This is a genomic window from Pseudomonas sp. LBUM1643, assembly GCF_059716215.1.
In genome coordinates this window covers 4,401,611-4,421,081 of the sequence record NZ_CP166813.1, presented here as the reverse complement: position 1 = coordinate 4,421,081, position 19,471 = coordinate 4,401,611, and the positions used below count along the sequence as shown (strand labels likewise).

The window sequence follows — 19,471 nt, the reverse complement described above, 5'->3', positions numbered from 1 at the left end:
CGGGGGAACTTGCTCCCTCGCCACAGGTTATGGGTTCACCTTAACTCCCGTACAACGTCACTGAACCCAGGTCGAGCCAGCACGTCTGGCTGACAGCAACGCTGCTGCAAATCCTCCAGCTGCCCACGGCTTTCATCGCTCAATCCTGAATCGATTCGCTCCAGCAACTCCCCCAGCAAAATCCCGAACGCGCGCACTTCAATCCGTTGCAATGCCCGGCTTTCGAAACTGTCCGTGGTCGCGTGAAAAGACGCCGCACCAAAGTCTCCCAGCAGACAATCACCTTGATCATTGTAAAGAATATTGTGGCCATAGAGGTCGCCGTGGGTGATGCCGTGTCGATGCAGGTGTTCGGCCACGCAAGCAACGCCCTTGGCGATACGCAAGGCAACGTCCGCGCTCAAACAGGCATCGTCGGCATACACATCACGGGTGCAGGACTCAAGGCTCGGCAGCCCGGCGAGATTGCGGAAACTCGGCGCGATCAGCTCCATCACCAACCCGGCTTGCGCCTGTGGATGTCCGGTGATCCGTCCTTCGACCCGGATCAGGTTCGGGTGAATTCCAGCGGTGATGCAGGCATTCATTTCGTGTAACGGCGAGCCATCACTGGTCATCTCGCCTTTGTAAAGCTTGACCGCGACCCGGTTGGCGAATGTGTCCGAACGCTGCAACGTGGCTCGATGAATCACCCCCGATGCACCTTCGCCAAGCTGCTGCTCCAGGTGCAGCGATGACCAGGGGATGCTCGCGGTCGCTTCAAGGGCCGCCGCATCGGCTTCGGTCTCCAGCGGGTTGCCGGCGTAGGCCAGCCACGTCAGGCTGGGCAGCGTGAGCAGCCATTCGGGAAGCTCACCGAGCTGGTTGGCAGCGATGCGGATCAGTTCGAGTCGATGGCACTGGCGCAGGCTGTCGGGCAAGCGCTGCAAGCGGTTACCTGCCAGCATGAGTTTTTGCAGAAACGGGCGTTCACCCAGATCGGTCGGTAATTCGCTGATGCAGTTGTCGGTCAGGATCAGCCAGCGCAACAACGGCGGCAATGCGGCGCCCGGCACCTGTTCAATGCGGTTGGCCTTGAAACCGACCATGGTCAGCGCGGCGCAACGGCCCACGCAGGCGGGCAGTTCCGTGAACGCATTGTCCGAGCAGAACAGCACGCGCAAACGTGTCAGGCGGTGCAGATCATCCGGCAGTTGGCTCAGGGCATTGCCGCTGAGGTTGAGCACCTCCAGGGTATCCGCCAGGTCGAAGATTTCCCGGGGGAACTCGGTCAGGCCGCAGGCGAGGTCCAGTCGGGTAGCGCCTGCCAGTGTTCCGGCGCGCAGTTGGGCAAGGGTGTCCATGAACGGGGTTCGCTATTGATCGAGGGAAGGGCGTGGAGGCCGGAGAATGGGCGACATGATAGCGGGAAAAATGTGGCGCCTGTCAGGCCTCATCGCTAGCAGGCTAGCTCCCACAGTGATCGAGTTGTCTGGGCGGGCGCGGTCAACTGTGGGAGCTAGCCTGCTAGCGATGACGCCATCAGCGGCACCGCAAAAGACAGATCAAATACCCTTGACCTCGACCAACTGCCCCAACCGACTACGCGTTCGCGCCAGATCAATCGCTTCTCCCTCCAGGCTTTCACGCAACGACCGCTGGCCAACCAGGGTCAAGTGCTTGTCCTGATCGTACAAAACGTCAATCAGATTGATGAACCGCTGCTGCGCCGCAATGGACGCATCGGCCAGGCTGGGCAGCGCGACGATGATCCAGTGATCAAACCGTCGGCACAGCTCAAGATAATCCATCACCGCCGTGGGCTGGTCACACAGATCGGCAAAGGTAAAACCGACCGTGCGCCCTTCGCAGTATCGGGCGTGGAGGTGTCGGGTGCCGACGGGCAGCTTGATCGGCGGCGTATCACTATCGGGTAGGTTGAGTGCCTGACGCTGCACCTTCGTGTCTGGCCAAAAGTACTGACCTTGAGTGAAAAGCTGCTGAGCGTGGGTTCTTGCCTGGCTGCGGTAATCGTGCGGCCCACCGACTTCCATGACCTGCATGCGCGCGTTGATCAGGTCGATCACCGGTTTGAACCGCGCGTGGTAAAGCGGGTTCGGCAGCAAACCTTCCGGAGGGTAATTGGAGGTGACCAGCAGCAGGATGCCCCGCTGGAAAAGCGCTTTGAACAGTCGCGTGATGAGCATCGCATCGCCGATGTCATGGACGTGAAATTCGTCGAAACACAGTACCCGGCTATCGCTCAGCAGTTCATCGAGGGTGAGTTCCAGGGCGTCGGGCCGATCACGGTGACTGAACATGCCCTGATGCAGCTGAGCGAAGAACTCATGGAAGTGCAGCCGGCGTTTTTCCGCGATCGGGATGGCCTGGAAAAATCCGTCGAGCATCCAGCTCTTGCCACGCCCGACGGCGCCATGCAGGTAAAGTCCGGGAAGGGTTTTCGCCGAAGCGCCCAGCAACGCCGCGGCGTGCTGTGCCATGCAGTCGATCACGCGCTGCTGACTGTGGCTGAGGGTGTAACCCTGGGCGTGCGCCTTGTGGCGAAAGTAGTCATGAACGAGCCGATCGCTGGCGTGGCTGGTGGAAGCGTTCGAGGCTTTGCCCAGCAAGCGGCGCAGCACAGGCCAGCGTGGTGTCAGTCGCGGACGGTTAGGTAGTCGAACGGCCACTGTGATAGCACTCTGTGATGGTCAGGCCGTCGCCCCAAGCGGCGGCGGCACAGTTTAACCAAATAGAGAGTTTTCCTTCCAGTCACACCGAGCCTTGCCACGTACCATTGGACAGAAATCTGCGGATGCATACCACGCTCGCGACCCTGTCGGTTGGGGCGGGTTCAGAACTGTACGGTCTGCTCGAGCATCTGCGCCGCCGAGGTATCGCTCGGGCTGACCATCGCATAGTTGTAGCCGGCGCCCGACCAGTACTCGGCCTGCAGCTCGCCGTCGCGGCGACTGCCCCTGGGCAGGAAGAGGTTTTTGGGGCCGGGTGGGCGTACGTAAAAGCTGATTTTCTGCCCCTCGGGGTTTTCGTAGACCACCATCGCCGCGGGTCCCTGTTCGGTGCTGAGCAACCGTCCGCTGACGGGTTTGAAACCTGCACTCGAAAGGTTCGGCAGGCGGTTGGCCCGGGTGAAATAGCGGTCAAGCCAACCTTGTACATCGCCATCGTCGCTGACCTTGAAATCCGCCGGCAAAATGCCTTGCTGCGCAAACAGACGGTACGCCTGCAGGGCATCGGTCATGGGTGCCTGGGCACTGACTAGGGTCATCTCGCGGGCCTGCCAGCCACTGAACCCGCCGACACTGACGGCAATCAGCAGCACAGCGGCGCTGGCCAGATGCCGGCGCGATTGTCGTTTGACTCGCTGGCGAATCATCGAGGGTGTGAGTTGCGGATTGGCCGGTTGCTGCAACAAGCCGCTCAAACCTGCCCGCAGTTGCTGAGCGTCCCGCTGCCAGGCACGCACAGTGGCTGCCACTTCGGCATTGCTTGCCAGAAAAGTCTCCACCAGACGACGGTCATCGTCGCTGAGCTGGTGGTCGATGTAAGCGTGCAGGTCACGCTCGCTTGGGGGCATGCTGATCATTTGAGTCTCCGCAAAGCAGGGCGGATGATTTCACCCTCGCTGAGGTGGCGCAACGCTTGGCGGGCGCGGGACAGACGGGACATCACGGTGCCAGTGGGCACGCCGAGAATCTCGGCGACCTCTTTATAGCTCAGGCCTTCTACCGACACCCAAAGCAGCAGCGCGCGCTGTTCAGTGGTGAGTTGGTCGAAGGCCTGAAGGGTCGATTGGGCGATCACGGTGCGTTCCGCCGACGGCTGTGAATCGTCACGCCCGGTGAAGAATTCGAGCATTCGTGCGTATCGCCGGGTGCGCCGATGCGCATCGAGAAACTGTCGATACAGAATCGAAAACAACCAGGCGCGCAAATCGCCTTCGGGGCGTTTGTCGTTCCAGCGCGACAATGCCCGCTCCAGGCTGGCCTGCACCAGGTCATCGGCGCTGCTGGGGTTGCGCGTGAGCGAAAGCGCAAACCGTCGCAGTCTGGGAATGATTTCACTCAGTTGTTCGTCGATATCGCTCATGAATTTCTAACCAGTCACTACGCTCTGTGAATGGGAGACGTCCGGCATTGGAGGTTATTCCACGCCTGAACAAATAAATACCGGGCAATGGAATAAACCGCCCGGGCGTTCGTCTGCTTGATTCTTCTCACTTGTGGCCGATGGCCCTGGAGTCATTCATGGTAGATCGCTCATCACCGCCCACTCGACCACCGCTGAGTGCTGCAAGCCTGGTGTTTCGTCTGGCCGGTATCGCCGTGATCGTCGCGGTCGTGGCCGGGGCTTTTGCCTACGTCAACGGCACGTTTGACCCACAACGGCTGACGCCGAAAAAGTTGATCAATGTTCTGGAAACCAACAACGGCGTGCACCCGGGGTTCCGGCGAAACCACTCCAAAGGCGTGTGTGTGATCGGTCATTTCGAGAGCAGCAGCGAGGCGCGCAATTACTCCACTGCGCAGGTGTTCAATGAGGAGCGCACCCCCGTGGTGGGGCGTTTTGCCTTGCCGGCCGGCAACCCGTATGCCCCGGACAACAGCGTGCCGATCCGCAGCATGGCCCTGCGTTTCACCCAGGCCAACGGGCAGCAGTGGCGCACCGGGATGAACAGCATGCCGGTGTTCCCGGTGGGTACCCCTGAAGCGTTCTATCAATTTCAACAAGCCCAGTCTCCCGTCCCGGCCACCGGCAAACCGGACCCGGCGGCAGTCCCGGCGTTTTTTGCTTCACACCCGGAAGCCATACCTTTTCTGACATGGGTTAAAACGGCCAAGCCTTCCGCCAGCTACGTGACGGAAACCTATAACAGCGTCAATGCGTTCTATCTGGTCAACGCCGCCGGGCAACGTCAGGCCGTGCGCTGGAGCATGGTGCCGGTGGCGCAGGACGCCGCGGGTGCGACGGCACCGGCGGGTGGGGATTTTCTGGAGAAAGACCTGGTCCAGCGGATCGCCGCAGGACCGTTGCGCTGGCAGCTGAACATCACGCTGGCCAACCCGGGTGACCCGGTGAACGATGCCAGCAAGCCCTGGCCTGACGGGCGCAAAGTACTGAACGCGGGCACGCTGGTGCTTGAAAGCACCCAGGCGCAACTCAATGGCGAATGCCGCGACATCAACTATGACCCGCTGGTATTACCTGCCGGCATCGAAGGTTCGGATGATCCATTGCTTGCCGCTCGTTCAGCCGGGTACGCCAGTTCCTATCTGCGACGCACCAGCGAAGTGAATCAGTTGCCCGCCGCCAAACAGGAGGCTCAACAATGAGCACTCAACCGAACCATTTCGCACCGTTGGCGCGGCTGCTGCATTGGCTGATGGCACTGATGGTCATCGCCATGCTTTTTATTGGCGCGGGCATGGTCGCCTCGGTGTCAGAGCGTCATGAGTGGCTGATCCATCTGCACAAACCCTTGGGCATCGCCATTCTGCTGCTGGTCATCGTGCGTCTGGTGGTGCGCTTCTCCACCCGGCAGCCGCCATTGCCCGCGGATTTGCCGGGATGGCAGGTGTTGGCGGCCAAGGCATCTCATGTGTTGCTGTACGCCTTGATGCTGATCTTGCCGTTGCTGGGCTGGGCCATGATCTCGGCGGCGGGTGATCCGGTGATGCTCAGCAGCTCATTGCAACTGCCATCGATCGTGCCGGCCAACGCTCAGATGTTTGCGATCTTGCGCAAGGCACACGGCTACTTGGCGTATCTGCTGTTTCTGACCGTACTGCTGCATTTGGCGGCGGCGTTGTTCCATGGCTGGGTACGCCGTGACGATGTGCTGGACAGCATGTTGCGGGGCAAGGATCGGGTTTGACATTGCACATGATCCGGTCCCTGTAGGAGATGCCGCAGGCTGCGATCTTTTGATCTTGTTTTGAGATCAAGATCAAAAGATCGCAGCCTGCGGCAGCTCCTACATTGTCAGAGTAACGCCACTTCAGCGGGTTTGTTTTTGGGGGCGAGCGTGCTCCACCAGTAAATAAACGCCACGGCATTGATCCCTGCACCCAGCAAACACACCCCGAGCCAGCCACCCCAGGCATACATTGCCGTCGAGCCGATCGAGCCCAAGGCGCTGCCTATCGAATAGAACAGCATGTACCCGGCGGTGAGTCGGCTTTGGGCTTCGGGGCGCACGCTGTAGATCATGCTCTGGCTGGTGACGTGCACGGCCTGTAAACCCAGGTCCAGCGTGATCACGCCCAGCAACAAGGCCCATAAAGAAGATTGAGTGAAGGCAATCGGCAGCCAGGAGGCCAACATCAACAACAGGGACAAGCCACTGGTCCATTGGCCCCAACCCCGATCAGCCAAGTGCCCGGCGCGAGCGGCTGCCAGCGCGCCGGCGGCGCCCGCCAGGCCGAACAAGCCGATTTGGGTATGAGACAACGACAGCGGCGGGGCGCTTAGCGGTAGCACCATCGGCGTCCACAACACCATCGCGCTGGCAAAGGTCAGCAGCGCGAGAATCGCCCGCTGACGAAGCACGGGCTCTTCCTTGAACAAGGTGAAAACCGAGCCGAGCAGCGCGCCGTAAGAACTGTCGGGCTGCCTGTCCTCGTGCTTGGGCAGCACGCGAAACAACAGCAGCGCCATGGCCAGGGTCAAGCCCGCCGACAACAGATACACCGAGCGCCAGCCGGCCAGATCCGCCATGCCGCCAGCTACCGTCCTGGCCAGCAGAATGCCGACGACGATGCCGCTGGTGACCACGCCCACCACGCGCCCTCGCTGCGCCGGGAGTGCCAGTGTCGCGGCGTAAGCCACCAGGACCTGCGTCACCACCGCCAGTAGCCCGGTCAACGTCATCCCGATCAACAGCCAGGTGCTGTTCGACGCGCACGCAATCATCAATAAGGCCACGGCTGACAGCAGTGTTTGCGTGATGATCAGCCGTCTGCGATTCAGCAAATCGCCGAGCGGCACCAACAGCAACAGACCCGCGCCGTACCCGACCTGGGTCAGTGTGACGACAATGCCGATGGTTGCAGGATCCATGGCAAACGCGACGGCCATGGCATCGAGCAGGGGCTGAGCGAAGTAAACGTTACCGACTGCCAGTCCGCAGGCGACAGCGAACAGCAGCACCACGGCGCTGCTGAGTACATGATGATCAGGCTTCATGCCGAACTCCCAAAGTGGTTTCAAATTAAAACCAGTTGTACGGTAGGGAATCTGGTTTTATATTGCAACCACATTTGTTTCAGTGGATTCGGACATGGTCAGACGTATAAGCATCGAAGACGCCGAATGCCCGGTCGCACGATCCGTGGAAGCCATTGGCGATGGCTGGTCGTTGCTGATCGTGCGCGATGCCTTTGACGGCATTTGCCGGTTTGGTGAGTTCCAGCGCAGTCTGGGCATGGCGAAGAACATCCTGTCGGTGCGATTGCGCGCACTGGTGGCCCACGGAATTTTCGACCTGGTGCCGGCTTCGGATGGCAGCGCTTATCAGGAATATGTGCTGACTGAGAAGGGCAAGGGTTTATTCCCGCTGATCATCGGATTGCGGCAGTGGGGGGAGGCGTTTTTCTTTGAGGAAGGGGAGGCGCATTCGCGGCTGGTTGACCGCGAACACGGTCTGCCTCTGCGGCCCCTGGAATTGCGTGCCGAGGATGGGCGGTTGCTGGGGCCCGAGGATTGTGTGCGAATCGCTGCCGATTGAACGGCAAAAGGGGATTGCGGCGCTCCTGTAGGAGCTGCCGCAGGCTGCGATCTTTTGATCTTTTGATCTTTTGATCTTTTGATCTTTTGATCTTTTGATCTTTTGATCTTTTAATTTTGAAACAGGATCAGCGCAGCGTATCGACCATGTCCGCCACGGTGGTCAACACATCCTTGCCCAACTGCTTCGAACGTTTCCCCGACCAACCCGTGATCGGGTTCGGCGCATCATTGTTGTCCTTGAAGGGCATTTCCAGGGTCAGCGACAGGCAGTCGAATTTTTCGCCGACGCTGTTGCACGCCAGGGTCATGTTGGCCTCGCCCGGCTTGTCTCGGGTGTAGCCGTGTTTGGTCTGGAAGTCTTTGGTCAGATGCTTCAGATGATCGCGAAAGCGGGTTTCGAGCTGCTCGATCCTTGGCGTATAACCGGGATTGCCTTCGCAACCGGCGGTGAACACGTAAGGGATTTCTTCATCACCATGGATGTCGAGGAACAGGTCGACGCCATGTTTTTCCATCTGCTGCTGAACGAACAGCACTTCCGGGCTCATCTCCTGGCTGGCGCTCTGCCACGCGCGGTTCAGGTCCTGGCCCATTGCATTGGTGCGCAGGTGACCATGGAAGGCGCCGTCCGGGTTCATGTTCGGGACCAGATAAAGGTCGGCGCTGGCCAGCAGTTTGTTCAACACGGGATCGTCGTGATGCTCCAGACGCTCGATCACGCCTTCCATGAACCATTCGGCCATGTGCTCGCCCGGGTGTTGCTGGGCAATCATCCAGACCTTGCGCCGGCCCTCGGCACGGGTGCCTTTGCGCAGCAACTGAATGTCCCGGCCTTCGACGCTCTTGCCAGTGGCCAGCAGTTCGGTGCCGGCCTTGTTCAGCGCCTGCTCGATCAACCAGTCATGGCGGCCACGGCTGTAGGGTTCGAAGTAAGCGAACCAGGCATGGGTGGCGGTGGTTTCGAGGCTGAAGCGCAGGCAGTCGCCTTCGAAGATGGTCGGCACCCGGAACCAGTTGACGTGGTCGTAGGACGCGACTGCCTGGTATCCATCCCAGGCTTTGTTGTAGGAGGATTTACTGGCATTGCTCAGGCGAAACCAGTGCTCCTGACCGACGTGCAGACCACTGGCCTTGAAGTGGAACCACTGAAAATGAGGGCTGCGCGTGTCTGGCTTGATGGCCAGGAGCGCGTGAAGCGGATTGCTGATATCCAGCACTTCAATGTTGCCGCTGTCGAAGTTTGCGCTGATGTCAAAAGAGGATTTAGCCACGGCCATCGTCGATTCCTGAATTTGATTTTATGGCTGGTACTTTACACGCTGGGAAGCGGTCCGGCGGGTAGAAAAAATCCCCCCCCGATCATCTGATGCAGTGGGCGCCCGCTCTGGCCACTTGTGCATCATGTTCGGCTTTCACGCCGGACACCCCCACCGCGCCGATGACCTGGCCATCGACAATGATCGGCACGCCGCCCTCCAGTGAAGTGAGCATGGGGGCGGACAAAAATGCAAAGCGCCCACCGTTGACCATCTCCTCATAATCGGTTGATTCGCGACGGCCCAGGGCGGAGGTGCGAGCCTTTTGCGTGGCGATGTAGGCGCTTATCGGGGCGCACCCGTCGAGGCGTTCGAGCGCCAGGGGATGACCGCCGTCGTCGACGACGACAATGGTCACGGCCCATTGATTGTTCTGGGCTTCAGTGCGGGCGGCAGTGAGGATCTGGCTGACTTCGGTCTGGCTCAACACGGCTTTGCTTTTCATGTGAATCTCCAGTGGTCGGTCAAGGCAACGCGGCTTCGACCAGTTCGATCCAGTGCCGAACGGGGGTTCGACCTGCACCATCCAGGTGGGACTGACAGCCGATATTGGCCGTGACGATGACGTCGGGATGGCCGCTCTCCAGGGCATTGAGTTTGTTATCGCGCAATTGTCTGGACAGTTCAGGTTGGGTGATCGAATACGTGCCCGCCGAACCGCAGCACAAATGGCTGTCAGGCACGGCAGTAAGGTTGAAGCCTAGCCGAAGCAGGACCGCTTCAACGGCGCCGCCGAGTTTTTGTGCGTGCTGCAACGTGCAGGGGCAATGGAAAGCCAGGCGCTGGTCACTGTGTACGGCGAGTTTTTCCAGCGGCTCATCGCGCAGCACTTCAACCAGATCCTTGGCCAGGGCACTGACTTTTTTCGCCTTGTCGGCATACGCCGGATCGCTTTCGAGCAAATGCCCGTAATCCTTGATGAAGGCACCACAACCGCTGGCGGTTTGCACAATGGCTTCGGCGCCGTTTTCGATGCTCGGCCACCAGGCATCGATGTTGCGTCGGGCGCGGTCCAGCCCTGCGGACTGAGCATCCAGGTGATAGTCCACCGCACCGCAGCATCCGGCCTCCCGCGCTGGCGTGATGCTGATGCCCAATCGGTCCAGGACCCGCGATGTCGCCGCATTGGTATTGGGCGACAGGCCTGGCTGAACGCAGCCTTCGAGTATCAGCACCTGCCGAGCGTGTCGCGTAGTCGGACGTGGTTTGGCGGGCGCCCTGTTGCGTGGCAATTTGACTCGCAGGCTGTCGGGCAGCAGGGCGCGGAACACTTGACCACTGTTGACCAGCCCCTTGAACAGACCCGGATTGGGCACGACACCGCGCAATCCTTCGCGCAGCAACCGTTGGCCGAGTGGGCGCGGCACCGCTGCATCGACCACCGCGCGGCCGATATCCAGCAGGTTGTGATAGTCGACGCCAGACGGGCAGGTGGTTTCGCAGTTGCGGCAGGACAGGCAGCGATCAAGGTGCTGTTGGGTTTTCTGCGTGACCTCGTTACCTTCCAGCACTTGCTTGATCAGGTAAATGCGGCCCCGGGGTCCATCGAGTTCATCGCCAAGCAGTTGATATGTCGGGCAGGTGGCGTTGCAGAAACCGCAGTGCACGCACGAGCGCAGGATACTTTCTGCTTCTTCGGCACGGGGTAGCTGGCGGGCGTGTTCGCTCAAGGTGGTCTGCATGGCTCAAAGCTCCGCATACAGGCGTGCGGGGTTGAAGATTCCCCGAGGGTCGAGTTGTTGCTTGAGGCTCCGGTGGTAACGCATCAATGATGCCGTCAACGGTTGGAAAGGGCTGTCGATCAGGCCATGGCTGTAGCAGGTCACATGCCCGCCGACTTCCTCGACAACCTGGCGAATGAACGCCGCTTCGGCGTCGGATTTGAGCCAGCGTTGCGCACCGCCCCAGTCGATGATTTGCGTGCCCGGCAGGGAAAGCCGAGGCGTGTTGTGGGGGACGGACAGTCGCCAGAGCGGCTGGACTTCATCGAAAAAGCTCAAGCGCTGTTCATTGAGATCCGCCCAATAGGAAGAATCCAGCCGCTCACCGCCCAAGCGGTCATGCGCCGCCGCCACCGAACCTTCGCCCCCCTCCAGCCGCAAGTGCAGACGCTGACCGTCGTGACACGCGGCGCTGATCGGCAAGGGTTGTTGGCCCCATTCCGCCAGGCGCAGCAAGGCGCGGTCGCTGTCCATTTCCAGGCTGATGCTCAGGCATTGACGCGGTTTCGGCAGGACTTTGAGCGAGACTTCGCTGATCACCCCAAGGGCGCCAAAGCTGCCAGCCATCAGCCGCGACAGGTCATAACCGGCCACGTTCTTCATCACCTCGCCACCAAATCGCAAATGCTTGCCATGGCCGGTGATGACGCGAGTGCCCAGTACAAAATCCCTGACCGAGCCTGACCATGGCCGCCTTGGCCCCGACAACCCGCTGGCGATCATGCCGCCCACGGTCGCGCCTTCGCCAAAGGAAGGCGGTTCGCAGGGCAGCATCTGTTGCGCGGCGTCCAATGCTTCAGTGAGCTGCGACAAAGGTGTGCCGCACCGTGCGGTGATGACCAGTTCAGTCGGGTCGTAGCTGACGATGCCCCGGTGGGCGCGCGTGTCGAGAACTTCACCTGCGACGATGCGCCCCAGGAACGCTTTGCTGTTTGAGCCTTGAATGCGCAATGGTGTGGCGTTCTGCAGCGCCTGATTGACCTGCTCCAGCAGCGCGCCGCTGTCATCGAAATCCTGTTCGCTGCGCATCAGAATCGCTCCAGTTCGGGGAAGGGTAACTGGCCCATGTGAACGTGCATGGCGCCGAACTCGGCGCAGCGGTGCAGGGTTGGAATGTTCTTGCCAGGATTGAGCAAACCGCTCGGATCGAACGCGGCCTTGACGGCATGGAACACGGTCAATTCATCGCTGTTGAACTGCGCGCACATCTGATTGATTTTCTCCCGACCCACGCCATGTTCACCGGTTATGCTGCCGCCGACTTTCACGCACAACTCAAGGATCTTGCCGCCCAGGGCTTCGGCGCGATCAAGCTCGCCCGGTTGATTGGCATCAAACAGGATCAGCGGGTGCATGTTGCCGTCGCCGGCATGGAACACGTTGGCCACGCGAAGATCGTATTCGGTCGACAACGCTGCAATCGCCTGCAGTACGCCCGGCAACTCACGCCGGGGGATGGTGCCGTCCATGCAGTAGTAGTCCGGAGACAGTCGACCCACCGCCGGGAACGCATTCTTGCGTCCGGCCCAGAAGCGCACCCGTTCGGCCTCGTCTTTGGCGAGCCTGACTTCGGTCGCCCCGGCCTGTTCCAGCACCTGGCGCACGCGGTCGCAATCCTCGTGCACGTCCGCTTCAACGCCGTCGAGTTCACACAGAAGGATAGCCTGGGCATCGACTGGATAACCGGCGTGAATGAAATCTTCGGCGGCGCGAATTGCCAGGTTATCCATCATCTCCAGTCCGCCGGGAATGATGCCCGCGGCGATGATGTCTCCGACCGCGCGACCGGCTTTCTCGACGGAGTCGAACGCCGCCAGCAGCACTTTGGCGGTCTGCGGCTTGGGCAGCAGTGTGACCGTGACTTCGGTGATGACCCCGAGCATGCCTTCGGAACCGGTGAACAATGCCAGCAGATCGAAACCCGGGGAGTCGAGCGCGTTCGAGCCCAGCGTCAGGTGTTCACCGTCGACCGTCAGGATCTCGACCTTGAGTACGTTGTGCACGGTCAAACCATACTTCAGGCAATGCACGCCACCGGCGTTTTCCGCAACGTTGCCGCCAATGGAACAGGCGATCTGTGAGGAAGGGTCCGGCGCGTAATAAAGTCCATAAGGGGCTGCAGCTTGAGAGATCGCCAGATTGCGCACACCCGGTTGAACCCGTGCGGTGCGGGCGGCAGGGTCGATCTGCAGAATGTTGTTGAAGCGCGCCATCACCAGCAACACGCCTTTTTCCAGGGGCAATGCACCTCCGGACAAACCGGTTCCGGCGCCACGGGCGACAACCGACACCCGCCGTTCATGGCAGACCTGAAGTACAGCTTGTACTTCTTCCAGGTGACGCGGGAGAACGACCAATAAAGGCGTGGTGCGATAGGCTGACAGCCCGTCGCACTCGTACGGTTTGAGTTCTTCCTGCTGATGCAGGATTTCCAGATTCGGCAGTCGCGTTTGCAGCGCGTGCAACAGCGCGGTTTTATCAACGTCGGGCAGGACACCGTCGACGCGTTCGTCGTAGAGGATGTTCATAGGCGTTTCACGACACTCCTTTGTTTTTATAAGAGGCCTGTCGCTTTCATCATTGGCCGCACGCGTCCAACTGTCTATCTGTTGTTGGGCCGATAGAAACAGTTTTTGATGAGGTGTTTCGAGATGCGCGTGGGAATCGGAGGTAAAACAGCGGCTTATGAGCCTGTGAACGTAAGCGTTTTTGGTGCGGCTGGAGAGGGGTGAAACGGGGGAAATGGGGGGCGTCTTCCTTGACGCCGACGCAGCTTAGAGACTGTGCGATTGATTCTCAAGTGCTATTTTTCATTAGTTTGGGCCAATGTAGCCGGGCTTCTCTTGCCAACGGATATTCTTTTGATATCATCCGCGCCATCGAATTTGCAACACGTAAAGACTTCATTAGCCTGAAGCCATAAGCCGGTTGAACCGGCAAAAAAAGACCCGGCAAAAAGCCGGGTCAAAAACCGTGATTAGCCTGATGAGGAGATAGTCCAGGAGACCGACCTAAGGCCTCTTGGTCCATCGACTGATCTCGCGATCAGCTGATGCAATAATAATCATTCTCGTTTACAAGTCAAATGATTTTACCTGCCCGACGGGAATATTCTTTCCCGTCGTCGTCCGTGCCCTTCCTTTTTATTTGATCTGATCAGACTTGAGTGCACGGTCAACCATTGCCCTTGCCATGTCGATCATGTGGACCGTCGAGAACGCAAGATCGCGGCTGGCGCCTTGCAGATTGCTGGCGGATTCGTAGGCAATCGCAGCCGCACACCGCATCAGGTCCGAAGCGTGGACCAGAGCTTCTTCGCCGCTGATGCTGCGGTTTACATCGAAAAAGCGTTCTTCAGTCACCTCATCCAGAACAGCGGGTTTCAGGTAATAGTCCAGTGCCCGCTGTGCGGCGGCGTTGCCTTGAGGAGAGTGCAGGGTTGTGTCGAGCATGCCGGGTGCTTCTATGCCGGGTAAGGTCATGGTGTTTGTAGACTCCGTAGTAGGTTCAGATCCCTGAATAAATCCTAATACGTTATGTATTTGTTACAAGAACTGAAATAATACAAGTTGTGTTTTGCAGCCAGGCAGGAGCCGCCGTATCGTGCCGCACATGGATAAATGGATTGAATTGGTCAAGGCCAAGATGAGTGACCTCAACATCACTCAAGAGATACTCGCTGAACGTCTCGGGATGTCCCAGGGTGGAGTGGGTCACTGGCTGAAAAAACGCCGCCAGCCCAGCATTGAAGACATGAACCGGGTCTTGCAGGCACTGGGGTTGGAGTTTCTCGAAGTGGCGATGGTCATCAGAGAAACCGAGGCTTCAGAAGATGACGAGCTGTCTCTGACGAAGAAATATAACCCTTACTTTCGCTACCCGGTCAGTGACTGGCGGGAAACGGGACACGTGCGTGATGGTGAGTTGCCGGTGTACGGCGAGAGGCGTTTCGAGCTGTCCGATTACCATGCTAGAGAGGGGGCGTTCTGGCTGAGGGTCGAGGGCGACGCCATGACAGCACCCAGCGGCCTCAGTATCGGCGAAGACATGTTGATTCTGGTGGACCCTAACGTCGAAGCGATCCCCGGCAAACTGGTGATCGCCCGGTGGCCGAGCAGCGCCAGTGCGACCTTTCGCAAGTTGGTCGAAGAGGGCGGGCAGCGTTACCTGGTCCCGCTCAATCCCACGTATCCGAAAATGCTGTTCACCGATGACTGCCGTATGATCGGCGTGGTCGTACAGGCAACCTTCAAATTCTAATCAGATCGGTCCTGGTCATGCGTAGGACCGATCTTCATTTCAGGCGCCCTCCAGCTCGACCAACGCACTGCCTTCACTGACCATCTCGCCTTCCTGACAATAAAGTGCCTTGATCACGCCCGCGTGGGGTGCACGGATGCTGTGTTCCATCTTCATGGCTTCAAGCACCACCAGTTGCGCGCCGGCTTCGACAGTTTGCCCGGCCTCTACGAGGACCCGCACGATACTGCCGTTCATGGGCGCGGTGAGCCCGCCCTGATGGCTATGGCTGGCTTCGACGGCACTGATCGGGTCGTAGGACTCGATGCGACGCAATTCACCTTCCCATTGCAAGTAGACAATGCCGTCCCGGCGGATCGCCCGATGCTGCAGGCGCATGCCGTTTTGCTCGGTCAGCAGGTGCTCGCCCCGAAGCTGTGCCGAGCGCGTATCGCCCAACGTCAGCGCCCGGTCCTGTCCTTCACAGCTCAGGTGCAGGGTGATCTCTTTCGGCAATCCGCACCGCAAGCCTGTTCTGCTGCTCCATGGCGAACTCGGGTCATCAGTGCGCGTAGAAGATGTCAGGCTTTGGGCAAATGCTTGCCCGGCCGCTTGCCAGAATTCGTCACTGAGGTCGGCGGGCGCTGGCAGTAACTGTTCCTGATAGCGCGGGATAAAGCCGGTATCCAGCTCTGCTGCTGCAAAGGCGGGATGGCCGATGATGCGGCGCAGGAAGTTGATGTTGGTCTTGAGACCGCCGATCGCAAACTCATCGAGCATGCTCAACAACCGCAACCGCGCCTGCTCCCGGTCTTCACCCCAGGCAATCAGCTTGCCGAGCATCGGATCGTAAAAGGGCGAAATCTCGTCGCCTTCTTCCACGCCACTGTCGACACGACGCCCCGGACCTTCGGCAGATTCGCGATACAACTCCAGACGACCGGTGGCAGGTAGAAAATCATTGCCCGGGTCTTCTGCGTACAGCCGCACTTCAATCGCGTGGCCGATCAGTGGAACCTGCTCTTGAGTCATCGGCAGCGCTTCACCCTGCGCCACTCGAATCTGCCAGGCCACCAGGTCGAGGCCGGTGATGGCCTCGGTCACCGGATGTTCCACTTGCAGGCGCGTGTTCATCTCCATAAAGAAGAATTCACCGCGCGCATCCAGCAGGAATTCCACGGTGCCGGCGCCGACGTATCCGATCGCCTGCGCGGAACGTACAGCCGCTTCGCCCATGGCGCGACGCAGTTCCGGGCTCAGGCCTGGAGCAGGTGCTTCTTCAACAACCTTTTGATGCCGACGCTGAATCGAGCAGTCGCGCTCGTTGAGGTACAGGCAGTTGCCGTGCTGGTCGGCGAAGACCTGGATTTCCACATGGCGCGGTTTGAGCAGGTACTTTTCGACCAGCATGCGCGAATCGCCAAACGAGGATTGGGCTTCACGCTGGGCCGAGGCGAGGGCTTCTGCCAGTTGGCTGACGCTTTCGACCACTTTCATGCCTTTGCCGCCACCCCCTGCCGTCGCCTTGAGCAACACCGGGTAGCCAATTCGCTCACAGGCCTCGCGGAAGGTATCCAGGTCCTGTGCTTCGCCGTGATAACCGGGCACCAGTGGCACGCCAGCGGTTTCCATCAGGGCTTTGGCAGCGGACTTGCTCCCCATGGCGTCAATCGCCGAGGCGGGTGGGCCGAGGAAGACCATACCGGCGCTTTCGATAGCGCGAGCGAAGCCGGCATTTTCCGAGAGAAAGCCATAACCGGGGTGAATCGCCTGGGCGCCACTGGCCTTGGCCGCTGCGATCAGTTTGTCGATTTGCAGGTAGCTGTCGGCGGCTTTGCTCCCACCCAGGTCGACGCGGATATCCGCTTCGCGGCTGTGTCGGGCTTCGCGGTCGATAGCGCTGTGCACAGCCACGGTGGTCAGGCCCAACGCCTTGGCGGTACGCATCACCCGGCAAGCGATTTCACCGCGGTTGGCGACCAGCACGGTGGTGATAACAGGTGTGCTCATCAGCGTGGCTCCTGGGGGGTGATTGCGGCTTGCCAGCTCGGCGGACGTTTTTGCAAAAAGGCCCGCAGACCTTCCTGGCCTTCGGGGCTGACGCGGATGCGGGCGATGGCGTTTTCTGTATAGCGCCGCAGCGCCGGGGTCAGTGCACCGTTGCCGACTTCACGCAGCAAGTCTTTGCTGACACGCATGGCGGCCGGACTGTTGAGGAGCAGGTTGTCGATCCACTGTGCGACTTTCTGCTCCAGGTCTGCCAGCGGATAGCTCTCCGACAACAAACCGATTTCCCGTGCCCGTTGGCCGCCAAAACGTTCGGCGGTCAGGGCATAGCGACGTGCCGCCCGCTCGCCGATGGCTTGCACCACGAACGGACTGATCACGGCTGGCGCCAGGCCGATGCGTACTTCCGACAGGCAGAATTGCGCGTCATCGGCGCCAATCGCCATGTCGCAGCAGCTGATCAGGCCCAGGGCGCCGCCGAATGCTGCGCCTTGCACCACCGCCAGTGTCGGGATTTTCAGTTTGCCGAGGTTGTACATCAACTCTGCCAGTTCCCGGGCGTCGTCGAGGTTGGTGTGGTAATCGAGTTCGGCCGACTGCTGCATCCACGCGAGATCAGCACCGGCGCTGAAATGCTTGCCGCGTCCGCGCAGCAACAAAAATCGCAGGCTGGTATCGCTCGACACCTTGTCCAGCGCGAGGATCAATTCGCGGATCATCTCGGCATTGAACGCGTTGTTCTTTGCTTCGCGGTTGAGCCACAAGGTGGCGAAACCCCGAGGATCGGTTTGCAGTTCCAGGGTATTGAAGTCGTTCATGTTCATCCGTCTCCTACAAGGTCCGATCACATCCGGAACACGCCGAAGCGACTCTGCTCGACGGGCGCATTCAGCGAGGCGGACAACGCCAGGGCCAACACATCGCGGGTCTGCGCGGGGTCGATGACGCCGTCGTCCCACAGCCGGGCGCTGGAATAATAGGGGTGTCCCTGTTCTTCGTACTGATCGAGGATGGGTTGCTTGATCTCGGCTTCTTGCTCGGCGCTGAAGGCCTGACCGCTGCGTTCAGCCTGCTCGCGCTTGACCTGCACCAGCACACCCGCTGCCTGTTCGGCACCCATTACGCCAATGCGCGCATTCGGCCACATCCACAGGAAGCGTGGGTCGTAGGCCCGTCCGCACATGCCGTAATTCCCGGCGCCAAAGCTGCCGCCGATGATCACGGTGAACTTCGGTACTTTTGCGCAGGCCACCGCAGTCACCAGCTTGGCGCCGTGCTTGGCAATCCCGCCGGCCTCGTATTTCTGACCGACCATGAAACCGGTGATGTTTTGCAGGAACAACAGTGGAATGCCGCGCTGGCAAGCCAGTTCGATAAAGTGCGCGCCTTTCTGCGCGGCCTCGGCGAAGAGGATGCCGTTGTTGGCCAGGATGGCGATCGGGTAACCGTGCAGGTAGGCAAAACCGCACACAAGGGTCGTCCCGAACAATGCTTTGAATTCGTCGAACACCGAACCGTCCACCAACCGCGCGATCACTTCACGCACATCGAAGGGTTGTTTGGCATCCGCCGACACCACGCCATACAGCTCGTCGCTGTTGTAGAGCGGGGCGATCGGGGTGCGTTGTTGCACTTCACCCAGTTTGCGCCAGTTGAGGTTGGCGATGCTGCGCCGGGCAATGGCCAGGGCGTGTTCATCGCTCTCGGCGTAGTGATCGGCCACCCCGGAGATCTTGCAGTGCACATCGGCACCACCCAGATCTTCGGCGCTGACCACTTCACCGGTCGCCGCCTTCACCAGCGGCGGGCCGGCGAGGAAGATAGTGGCCTGGTTGCGCACCATGATTGCTTCATCGGCCATCGCCGGCACATAAGCGCCGCCTGCAGTGCAGGAACCCATGACCACTGCAATTTGCGGAATGCCCATGGCGCTCATGTTGGCCTGGTTGAAGAAAATTCGACCGAAGTGTTCGCGGTCCGGGAACACTTCATCCTGACGCGGCAAATTGGCGCCGCCTGAGTCCACCAGGTAGATGCACGGCAAGCGGTTCTGCTGCGCGATGGTCTGGGCGCGCAGGTGTTTTTTCACGGTCAGCGGGTAGTACGAGCCACCTTTAACGGTGGCGTCGTTGGCGACGATCATGCATTCGACGCCTTCCACGCGGCCGATCCCGGCAATCACGCCGGCGGCTGGAACGTCTTCGCCGTAAACCTCATAGGCCGCGAGCTGGCTGATTTCGAGAAACGGCGAGCCCGGATCGAGCAGTCGGTTGATCCGTTCACGGGGCAGCAATTTGCCCCGCGAGGTGTGGCGTTCTTGAGCCTTTGCGCCGCCACCTTGCTGTACTTGAGCGAGCAGGGTATGCAAGGCGTCCACCTGTTTGAGCATCGCCGCGCTGTTAGCCGCGAACTCCGCTGAACGGGGGTTGAGCTGGGTATGCAGGATAGCCATGGGCAGCT

General features: G+C 60.0%; 18 protein-coding genes. 4 read left to right on the top strand and 14 right to left on the bottom strand.

Annotated elements, in window-relative coordinates; all coding sequences use genetic code 11:
- Positions 1-35: 35 nt before the first annotated feature.
- The 4 genes from ACA063_RS19925 to ACA063_RS19910 form a co-directional block, all read right to left on the bottom strand.
- A complete protein-coding gene (locus ACA063_RS19925) occupies positions 36-1,343 on the bottom strand; it encodes a leucine-rich repeat-containing protein kinase family protein (RefSeq protein WP_497663059.1) in 1,308 nt (435 codons plus the stop codon).
- A 201-nt stretch (positions 1,344-1,544) separates the two neighbouring features.
- Positions 1,545-2,669 carry a cell division protein ZapE gene (zapE, locus tag ACA063_RS19920; RefSeq protein WP_497663058.1) on the bottom strand — a complete coding sequence of 375 codons (1,125 nt, stop codon included), beginning with the start codon at positions 2,667-2,669 and terminating at the stop codon, positions 1,545-1,547.
- A 164-nt stretch (positions 2,670-2,833) separates the two neighbouring features.
- Positions 2,834-3,586 carry an anti-sigma factor family protein gene (locus tag ACA063_RS19915; RefSeq protein WP_497663057.1) on the bottom strand — a complete coding sequence of 251 codons (753 nt, stop codon included), beginning with the start codon at positions 3,584-3,586 and terminating at the stop codon, positions 2,834-2,836.
- Positions 3,583-4,089, bottom strand: a complete 507-nt coding sequence (locus tag ACA063_RS19910) for an RNA polymerase sigma factor (RefSeq protein WP_497663056.1) — start codon at positions 4,087-4,089, stop codon at positions 3,583-3,585. Before ACA063_RS19910 ends, ACA063_RS19915 begins: the two co-directional genes overlap by 4 nt.
- A 158-nt stretch (positions 4,090-4,247) precedes the next feature.
- Between ACA063_RS19910 and ACA063_RS19905 the strand changes: the two genes are divergently transcribed.
- Both ACA063_RS19905 and ACA063_RS19900 read left to right on the top strand, forming a co-directional pair.
- Positions 4,248-5,333, top strand: coding sequence for a catalase family peroxidase (locus ACA063_RS19905; RefSeq protein ID WP_497663055.1), 1,086 nt, complete (start codon positions 4,248-4,250; stop codon positions 5,331-5,333).
- Positions 5,330-5,875 carry a cytochrome b gene (locus ACA063_RS19900; protein WP_497663054.1) on the top strand — a complete coding sequence of 182 codons (546 nt, stop codon included), beginning with the start codon at positions 5,330-5,332 and terminating at the stop codon, positions 5,873-5,875. Before ACA063_RS19905 ends, ACA063_RS19900 begins: the two co-directional genes overlap by 4 nt.
- Before the next feature lie 107 nt (positions 5,876-5,982).
- Here ACA063_RS19900 and ACA063_RS19895 read toward each other — a convergent pair whose 3' ends face one another.
- The gene (locus ACA063_RS19895; protein WP_497663053.1) at positions 5,983-7,185 is read right to left on the bottom strand and encodes an MFS transporter; all 1,203 of its coding nucleotides are present in this window, start codon (positions 7,183-7,185) and stop codon (positions 5,983-5,985) included.
- Between the two features lie 94 nt (positions 7,186-7,279).
- Between ACA063_RS19895 and ACA063_RS19890 the strand changes: the two genes are divergently transcribed.
- A complete protein-coding gene (locus ACA063_RS19890; RefSeq protein WP_497663052.1) occupies positions 7,280-7,726 on the top strand; it encodes a winged helix-turn-helix transcriptional regulator in 447 nt (148 codons plus the stop codon).
- A gap of 127 nt (positions 7,727-7,853) precedes the next feature.
- Here the strand turns inward: ACA063_RS19890 and ACA063_RS19885 are convergent, their stop codons facing one another.
- From ACA063_RS19885 to ACA063_RS19860, 6 genes are all read right to left on the bottom strand, one after another.
- On the bottom strand, positions 7,854-9,005 hold the full coding sequence (locus tag ACA063_RS19885; RefSeq protein ID WP_497663051.1) for a M14 family metallopeptidase: 1,152 nt from the start codon (positions 9,003-9,005) through the stop codon (positions 7,854-7,856).
- An 82-nt stretch (positions 9,006-9,087) separates the two neighbouring features.
- A complete protein-coding gene (locus ACA063_RS19880) occupies positions 9,088-9,489 on the bottom strand; it encodes a heme-binding protein (protein ID WP_497663050.1) in 402 nt (133 codons plus the stop codon).
- 19 nt (positions 9,490-9,508) lie between these two features.
- Positions 9,509-10,726, bottom strand: a complete 1,218-nt coding sequence (gene glcF, locus ACA063_RS19875) for a glycolate oxidase subunit GlcF (RefSeq protein ID WP_497663049.1) — start codon at positions 10,724-10,726, stop codon at positions 9,509-9,511.
- A gap of 3 nt (positions 10,727-10,729) precedes the next feature.
- Positions 10,730-11,794, bottom strand: coding sequence for a glycolate oxidase subunit GlcE (glcE, locus tag ACA063_RS19870; RefSeq protein ID WP_497663048.1), 1,065 nt, complete (start codon positions 11,792-11,794; stop codon positions 10,730-10,732).
- Positions 11,794-13,293 (bottom strand): glycolate oxidase subunit GlcD, encoded by a 1,500-nt coding sequence (glcD, locus tag ACA063_RS19865; RefSeq protein WP_497663047.1) that lies wholly within the window; start codon positions 13,291-13,293, stop codon positions 11,794-11,796. Before glcD ends, glcE begins: the two co-directional genes overlap by 1 nt.
- 615 nt (positions 13,294-13,908) lie before the next feature.
- Positions 13,909-14,247 (bottom strand): DUF6124 family protein, encoded by a 339-nt coding sequence (locus ACA063_RS19860; RefSeq protein WP_497663046.1) that lies wholly within the window; start codon positions 14,245-14,247, stop codon positions 13,909-13,911.
- A 130-nt stretch (positions 14,248-14,377) separates the two neighbouring features.
- On the opposite strand from ACA063_RS19860, the gene ACA063_RS19855 reads away from it, so the two are divergent.
- Positions 14,378-15,025, top strand: a complete 648-nt coding sequence (locus tag ACA063_RS19855) for a LexA family protein (RefSeq protein WP_497663045.1) — start codon at positions 14,378-14,380, stop codon at positions 15,023-15,025.
- 39 nt (positions 15,026-15,064) lie between these two features.
- On the opposite strand, the gene ACA063_RS19850 is transcribed toward ACA063_RS19855, so the two are convergent.
- Genes ACA063_RS19850 through ACA063_RS19840 form a run of 3 tightly spaced genes read right to left on the bottom strand, consistent with a single transcriptional unit; the run spans position 15,065 to position 19,463 of the window.
- Positions 15,065-17,014: an acetyl/propionyl/methylcrotonyl-CoA carboxylase subunit alpha gene (locus ACA063_RS19850; protein WP_497663044.1), complete on the bottom strand. Its 1,950-nt coding sequence runs from the start codon at positions 17,012-17,014 to the stop codon at positions 15,065-15,067.
- Positions 17,014-17,829: a gamma-carboxygeranoyl-CoA hydratase gene (locus ACA063_RS19845; protein ID WP_497663043.1), complete on the bottom strand. Its 816-nt coding sequence runs from the start codon at positions 17,827-17,829 to the stop codon at positions 17,014-17,016. The genes ACA063_RS19850 and ACA063_RS19845 overlap by 1 nt, the downstream gene beginning before the upstream one ends.
- Positions 17,830-17,855: 26 nt before the next feature.
- Positions 17,856-19,463: a carboxyl transferase domain-containing protein gene (locus tag ACA063_RS19840; RefSeq protein ID WP_497663042.1), complete on the bottom strand. Its 1,608-nt coding sequence runs from the start codon at positions 19,461-19,463 to the stop codon at positions 17,856-17,858.
- Positions 19,464-19,471: the final 8 nt, after the last annotated feature.